Source organism: Streptomyces sp. Y2F8-2 (assembly GCF_014905555.1).
In the GTDB taxonomy this organism is placed as follows: Bacteria; Actinomycetota; Actinomycetes; order Streptomycetales; family Streptomycetaceae; genus Streptomyces; species Streptomyces cynarae.
The window spans coordinates 57109-64208 of the sequence record NZ_BNGS01000018.1; the positions used below are offsets into that span (position 1 = coordinate 57109).

6 protein-coding genes are annotated in these 7100 nt (G+C 69.2%); 2 read left to right on the forward strand and 4 right to left on the reverse strand.

Annotated elements, in window-relative coordinates; all coding sequences use genetic code 11:
- Positions 1-55: 55 nt before the first annotated feature.
- The 3 genes from SY2F82_RS38035 to SY2F82_RS38045 all read right to left on the reverse strand — a co-directional run bounded on the left by SY2F82_RS38035 (position 56) and on the right by SY2F82_RS38045 (position 1748).
- Positions 56-571: a hypothetical protein gene (locus tag SY2F82_RS38035; protein WP_200423655.1), complete on the reverse strand. Its 516-nt coding sequence runs from the start codon at positions 569-571 to the stop codon at positions 56-58.
- Positions 568-933, reverse strand: a complete 366-nt coding sequence (locus SY2F82_RS38040; RefSeq protein WP_200423656.1) for a VOC family protein — start codon at positions 931-933, stop codon at positions 568-570. The genes SY2F82_RS38035 and SY2F82_RS38040 overlap by 4 nt, the downstream gene beginning before the upstream one ends.
- A gap of 113 nt (positions 934-1046) precedes the next feature.
- On the reverse strand, positions 1047-1748 hold the full coding sequence (locus tag SY2F82_RS38045) for a type 1 glutamine amidotransferase domain-containing protein (RefSeq protein WP_200423657.1): 702 nt from the start codon (positions 1746-1748) through the stop codon (positions 1047-1049).
- Positions 1749-1920: 172 nt separating this feature from the next.
- Between SY2F82_RS38045 and SY2F82_RS38050 the strand changes: the two genes are divergently transcribed.
- The gene (locus SY2F82_RS38050; RefSeq protein WP_200423658.1) at positions 1921-2568 is read left to right on the forward strand and encodes a DNA ligase; all 648 of its coding nucleotides are present in this window, start codon (positions 1921-1923) and stop codon (positions 2566-2568) included.
- 266 nt (positions 2569-2834) lie between these two features.
- Here SY2F82_RS38050 and SY2F82_RS38055 read toward each other — a convergent pair whose 3' ends face one another.
- Entirely contained in the window at positions 2835-3047 is a 213-nt protein-coding gene (locus SY2F82_RS38055; RefSeq protein ID WP_200423659.1) for a hypothetical protein, read from the reverse strand.
- Positions 3048-3301: 254 nt separating this feature from the next.
- Here SY2F82_RS38055 and SY2F82_RS38060 point away from each other — a divergent pair, with 254 nt between their 5' ends.
- Positions 3302-6826 carry a hypothetical protein gene (locus tag SY2F82_RS38060; protein ID WP_236042054.1) on the forward strand — a complete coding sequence of 1175 codons (3525 nt, stop codon included), beginning with the start codon at positions 3302-3304 and terminating at the stop codon, positions 6824-6826.
- Positions 6827-7100 lie beyond the last annotated feature (274 nt).

Genomic DNA, 7100 nt, shown 5'->3' on the forward strand with positions numbered 1-7100 from the left:
GTGACGATGCCTTGCCTGGGGCCCGCCTGTGCGTGACACGTGTGAACCTAGCGGGTCAAGCGACGCGCTCGGCATGCAGCCACGGCCGTAGCACCCGGCTGAACGGCGGCATGATCACGCAGGTGAGCAGGAGTGCGACCACCACGGAGAGTTGGTTGTGGAAGACGCAGGTGCCGACTCCGTCTTCCACACGTGCGCCGGCTGCGGACCATCGCAGGAAGGGGAGTTCGCCGGCGAAGATCGGCGCCTTCGGGCTCCAGCAGGCGTTGGACAGATCGGCCAGGAGGGCGCTGATGCCGGCCGCCCCGCCTATGCCGAGGGCCTCGTGAGGCTGCGCGGTGACGGGAAGATCACCCAGGGGCTCGTAGGCCAGCCCGCCGAAGAAGCGCAGCGCCTTTCCGGTCGAGGTGACCACGGCAAGGACAAGCCCGGTTCGCTCGCCGCTGCTCATCGCCGGCTGCCCTCGCCCGTCTCGCGGCCCATGAACTCCATCGATGACCTCGTCGTTGGACCCGTAGACGAAGGCGGCCTGGAACGTCATCGGATCGTCGCCCGAGGTCGTGATCTTCAAGGGGCGTCCCGGGGACGCGCCCCCGCGGCAACGGCACGGTCGAACCGCGCGGACACGTCGTCGGTGCGGATCGCGAAGTGGACGAGCGCGGCCACCTGCCCGCGGGCGGCGTCCGACGGCCGCCGCTCGGGGCCGAGGGGCTGAGCCGATCCGCCGGGCGGGGTGGAGCGGGCGTCGAACAGCTCGATGAGCCGGTCGTCGCCGGCGTCGAGGAACACGGCGCGGTGCACGCTGGCGGGCACGCCCCACTCCCGGACGAACCGGAAGCCGAGGACGTCGGTGCAGAAGCGCACCGAAGCATCCAGGCCGTAGGCGCGGATGGCGATGTGACCGAGACCGTGGTCGAGGACCGGCGAGGTCATGAAGCTCCTCAACCGAAGCCGGTGATGGGCTGCATGGATGTGCCAGGAACTGCCCGCCGGGGGCAGCAGACGTCACGCCACCCCCGGCAGGCTGTGCGGCAGGCAGATGCGGGTCAGCCGGCCAGTGCGGTGAGGACGGCGGCGGCCGCGCTCGCGCTGGACTGCGGGTTCTGGCCGGTGATCAGGTTGCCGTCCACGACGACCGTGTCGCTCCAGGCGGCGCCGGTCTTGAGGACCGCGCCCTTCTCCCGCAGCCGGCCCTCGACGAAGTACGGCGTCTTCTCGCCCAGGCCGCCCTGCCGCTCCTCCTCGTCGGTGAAGGAGGTCAGCGTGCGGCCGGCGAAGGTGAGGCCGCCGTCCGCGGTGACCGCGCTGAGCAGGCCGGCGACCCCATGGCACAGGCCGGCCACGATCTTGCCCTGCGCATTGGCCTGGTTCAGCAGTCGGCCAAGGTCGGCGTCCTGCGCGAGATCGGCCATCGGGGCGTGCCCGCCCGGGATGTAGACGGCGTCGTAGTCAGCGATGTTCACTGCGGACAGGGCGAGCGGCGTGGCCAACGCCCCTTCGATCGACGCGAGGTAGGCCTTGAACTCCTCGGCGTCGGCTGCGGCGACGCCGCCCTGCTCGCTGAGGCTGAGCGCGTCCACGGTGGGCTGCACGCCGCCCGGGGTGGCGATGTCAACGGTCGCGCCGGCGTCCGTGAGTATCCGGTGCGAGGCGGCGACCTCCTCGGCCCAGTAGCCGGTGGGGTGGGTGGTGCCGTCGGCCAGTCTCAGGCTCGTGGCGGCGGAGATGACCATCAGAATCTTCGACATGGGGTATGCCTGGCCTTGTCGTAGTGAGAAGCGGACATGGGCGCGGTTGAACCGCGCGCCGCCGGCTTGGGCGGCTGTCGGAACAACCCCAGCATCCATCACCGATCATCCGCCCCCATTCCGCGTGCCATAAGAATTCTTATGACGAGGAACTTGCCTGGGAAACGGAAGGGTGGGAGGAGTTGGACACGGAGCCTGGGCGGCCGCACAGTCACGCGCGCTGTCCACCCCGGCCCGGGCACGACCTCTTGCTGAGGATCTGCCCGCCCACTTCGTCGCCTGGGACGTCCTTCTCCACCCCCAGCACGGCGACGTCCAAGCACGGCGGTACGACGACCGCCGTGCTCTGCTCGTCGACCCGCTGCAGGAGTACGACGTCAAGCCGCCCATCCAACTGGTTCCGATGACCGACGACCCCACGGTGGCCATGACCTGGTACCAACAACTCCCGGAGCAGGGCATCGAAGGCATCGTCGCCAAACGGGCCACCTCCGCCTACAAGGCCAGCAGGATCTGGAAGAAGATCAGGCATGCCGAAACCGTGGAGGCCGACGTCGTCGGCTACACGGGGTCGGCCGCGCGGCCGCGGGCCCTCGCGGTCCGCCTCCCCGACGGTCGGATCGCGCTCACCCAGTCCCTGAAAGCTCCGCTCGCCGCCCAGGTCGCGGTGCACTTCACTGCCAGCGGCCCACCGCGAAGCGCACGCACCCGAGCGGGGGATACCTACACCACCGTCGCTCCCGGACTGGTGGTCGAGGTCCTTGCCGGGACGACCCGGCACGCCGTGGTGACGGTCACCCGGCTGCGGCACCTTGAATAAACCGAGCGACAACGTGCCGGGCACGGGGGCGTGGACATCGTTCAGGCTGCCCGTTCGACGTCGCCCTGGTCGAGTGCGGGTTCGTCCTTCTTGGGCGGGGGGACGGCGCCCTCGGCATGCTTGAGGGCCTGCCGTACGGAAACCAGATCGGCGCCCTAGATGCCGTGCTGCTTGCAGAGCCTCCAGTGTTCGTGTGCCTGCATGGAAGCTGCCGCCTTGCGCAGGTCGTCCCATAGCCGGTCGTACGTTTCGGCGTCGGCCGCATCTCAGCCGGTCGTCGCCGGACGCCCACGACGGTGCCACCGCTCCGGCCCATCGGGCCATCCGTCGTCCGCCTCACGGGACCAGGGAAGCCGGGCCTGGTGGGCGTGGAGCGCGGCGTACAGTTCGGCGAGCTTGCGCTGAGCGGCGAGCAGGTCCTTCGGGAAGTCCTTCGGCTCGAACGGCTTGTCCTCGGCTGCGGGGGCGAGTGTGCTCATGACTTGGATGCTAGTTCGACTCGCTGACAAGATTGCGCACCCGCGTCGCCGTGACGGCCCCGTCCGTCGGAGGCGGCAGGCCGCCAGCTCGACCTCGACTTCGCCGCGATCCCGGAGGCCTCCCCGGCCTTGGGGGCCAAAGCCCCGGTCGCCGCAGGTCGTGACCGGCGAACGCGCGATTGTCAACTGAGAAGTATCGCTTGGGCACTTGCTGGCACGCTGGCCTCGTAAGGATCACTCCCCGGGAGCACGCGATGACCAGCACGCCTCCGCCAACGTCCGCGCAGCAGCGGCGTGTGCAGTGGAAGACCATCGACAAGGCACTGGCCCCCTACTCGACCGAGTCTCTGCTGCTCGTCCTGGAGGCCGCGTTGATGGCACCGACCTGCTCTCGCTTCCATGACCATTTCCTTCTGCTGTGGACCCGCGTCGTTCGAAGCGCACGCCGTTCCGGTGCGGTGGTCACGGCCGATGTCCTGCCGGTTCTCGTCGAGGCAGTGGTAGAGGCTGCCCCCGGTCGGGCCGTGCTCACTGAGGGAGAGCCGAACGACGTACGAGCTGGTGTGCGCTTCGCCGGAATGCTGCTGCACCCGGGGGAGCTGGAGCACCCGTTGCTGGTGCTCCGCGGCCTGGAGTTGACGGCACGTGCCGTCGACGAGCACCTGATCGGCGCCGTCGGGTTTGGTCTCGGCGACGTCATTGAGCTCGCCGTGCGATACACCGACCGCCGAGTCCGGGAGTGCGCGCATTCCTGGCCGGACGCCGAAGAAGGCCGGGACGACGAGCCGATCTCCCGTTGGCTCACCCAGGCCAGCGTGGATGCCATCGCAGCAGCGGAGCGCGACTGCCTTGACGACATCGTCTCTGCCTGCGACCGGCCCGAGCGCACACGCCGTGCGCTGGACTGGCTGACGGCGGACATCGGGACGCTGAAGCTGAAGTACCACCCGATGCGGCAGCTACTCGGCCCCGTACTGGCCGTACGCGCCCACGGCCGGAGGATTCCCGTGCCGGCCAGCGAAGCCCTCCAAGCCGTGGCGGCTGCCGCCGAGCATCTCCTGCGGCAGCTCGGATTCAACCAGAGCCTGGCCCAGCGCCTTCAGGACCTTGCCGTGATCCGGGTTGCCGACGTGCTGCAACTGGACGACGTGCCGCGCCCTGACGAGGTGGCCCGGATCAGCGCGCCCCAGCTTCGCTTGGAGGTCGCGGTCGTCAGCGCGCTCCTCGACGGGCAAGTCGGGCCGCAAGTCGAGGCCGCTCGGAAGGCCCTGCTGGAGCAGACATCACCAGAGCAGGGCCGACTGGTGGTGTACGCGGGACCGCGCTACCTCGTACGCGAGGCGGTCACCGACACCCTGATGGTGCACGTCGAAGAGCTTGCCGAGATGGCAGCCGATGCCAACGGAGACCCCGCTGCGCTGGCCCTGTTCACGTTGGACATCACCCAGCACCCAGGAGTGGATGCGGTCGCCTACCTGTACCTGCTTGACGCGTGGAGCAGCTGGCGCCGCAACGGCACACTTCTCCCGCCCGCCGAGGACCCGCAGGAAGTTGCCGTCATCCCTTGGCGCGGCCGCGACATGTCCTGGGACCGGGCAGCCACCTGGGCACCGATCGACAAGGTCCTCGCAGATGCGGGCTTGCCTCACTCCATAGAGTGGACGGCCGTCAAGATCGTCGACCTTCCCGAGGGAGCTGCGGGACTTCAGGCGGACCTGCACCACTACTCAACTCCCACCGCGGCTGTTGCCGCCAGTACCCATCCGCCGCTCGCCGTGATCGTCCGCCCCAGCCCACCCGGCGAGGCGCCACTGGACTTCCCCGGACTGATCGGCCTGGCCGATGCTGTCCGCACCACAATCACCGCGCATCCGCTCATCGCCCAGCAGTTCACCCTCCCCGATCAGATCCCGATCACCCTCCATCTGACCCAGGCAGTGCCAGATCCCACACAGCTGCCCGACGAGGGAACAGACACCGAGGCACCTGCCGACGGCCTGCGCCTTCTTGTCTCCGTCGATCCGCCCAGCGCAACCATCCAGCTCGTCCTGGAGCCGGACTTCCTCGGAGCATTCGCGGGTGACGGAAGCGAAGGGCACCGCGCCCTGGGCCAAGCCCTGTACCACTGCGCCAGCCAGATCCGCGAAGGGCGAGACGCCGGCACCGGCCCCGATGCCGAAGCCTTCACCGCGGCATGGGGCCAGGCCAACCCGGTCCTGGCCTTCAACGCCTTCGAGAACCTGTGGCCCGCTCAGACCTCCGCGTACACCGTGCCCGAGGGCCAACACCTTCAGGCCCGTGCCCTGCGTTCGGCAGCCGCAGCCATCCGGGGAGCCGGGGTTCCAGCCGGCCTGTGGCGCGGGCGGGACGCCGTGCGTCCCGCCGAGCAGGTCCTCCACGCGCTCGAGGCGCTGCTCGCTGCGGAGATCCGGTCCTTCGAGCCCGCACTCACCATCGAACTGGCCCGCCATCTCAACGCCGCCTGGTGTGCCCGGACCCGCCGCCACCACGAACTGCTGTTCAATCTGGCTGCGCCCTGGGCCGACAACTGGATCCAGGAGGCTCAGCGGCGCACCACCGACGCCGCGATGGCTACGTCCGCGCTCAGCCTGCTCCTGCAGGAGGCCCTGGCCACTCCACCCGAAGGAGACCGAACCGTCGACCTACTGGCCGTGGCCGACCTTGTCGCCCTCGCCGAACTGATCCTGCACAGCGGGATCACGGCCGTCGCCGGAGCCCGGAGACTGCACGGACTGGAACTCGAAGTCCACGCCACCGGCGTCTTCCGCATCGACCAGCCCGACGACGAGGACCCGGCCTCTACCGCCACGCACCTCGGCCTGGACCAGAAGGCCTGGATCCGCGCGCGCCACGACCACTGGCTGGCCCAGAGCCGGCAGGCCACCCTTGCCGATCTGCCGAACCCGCCTCACGGCGGGCCCCAGTCACAAAGGACGCCAGCGGCATTCACTGCACTCCGGCTGCCCACCGGCTCCCCCCTCGCCCGCGCGGACCAGGAGCTGCGCCGGGCGTGGGGCTTCGGATTCGACGGCCTTGTCGCTGTGCTCGCCACTGCAGTGAACTGGCCGACCGGACCTGCTGGATACGCCGTCACCACGCCCGATGAGCTGGCCCGCGAGGCGGCCGCCTGGTCAGGCCTGCCCGACTCGGAAACCCGCGCCGCGATCAACCCGCTCACCCTCCATCACGGCAACTCCGCCGATGACCGCGAGCACCGGTACACCGAGGTCGAGCGGCGTCCCCGGCTCACCACCCATCCGATGATCTCCGCTCGCCCTGGACAACTGCTGATTCTCCCGTGGGTGATCCACACCGCGCAGGAGGTCTACGAGGCCGCTTTCCAGGACGGACGCCTGCCTCACCGCGACCTCCTCGCGCCGGCCCGCGACGCCCTCGCCAAGCACCGTCAGGCCAAGGAGCAGCAGCTGGAGAGGGATATCGCCTCCGTCGCGGACCGCCTCGGGCTGCCCTTCATCGCCAACTTCAGGGAGCAGGACGCCGAGCGTGCGGGCCTGCCCACCACAGGAGGGGAGATCGATCTACTCATCGCTGACCCTGCGACTGCCCGCCTCTGGGTCGTGGAAGCGAAGCACCCCCACCCCGGGCACGCGCCGCACGCGGTGATCCAGCACATCAGGCGCTTCACCGACCCAAAGGACGGCTACTTGACGAAGGTCTTGCGCAAGGTGGACGCGGTTGCCTCCCAGCCTCAGGCTGCGGCGCTGTCCCACACGGCGCCTGGCGCGTCGTGCCATTGATCGTCACCCAGACCATCGACCCCACAGCGTTCATTTCCGACCCGAAGGTCGCCTTCACCATCACCGACTGTCTCGACCAGGTCCTGTCCAATCCCGTAGACCCCACGCCGGGATGGTGGAGGCCACCGGCTGAGCGCACTTACTGGCTCTAACAAAAGCCGTTGATCATGTGACTGTCGGCTGATCCGCTCGTTGGTGTGGTCGTGGGGAAGAGACAGTCGCGGCCGTGGATCGTGTCGGATGAACTGTGGTCGCTCATCGAGCCGTTGCTGCC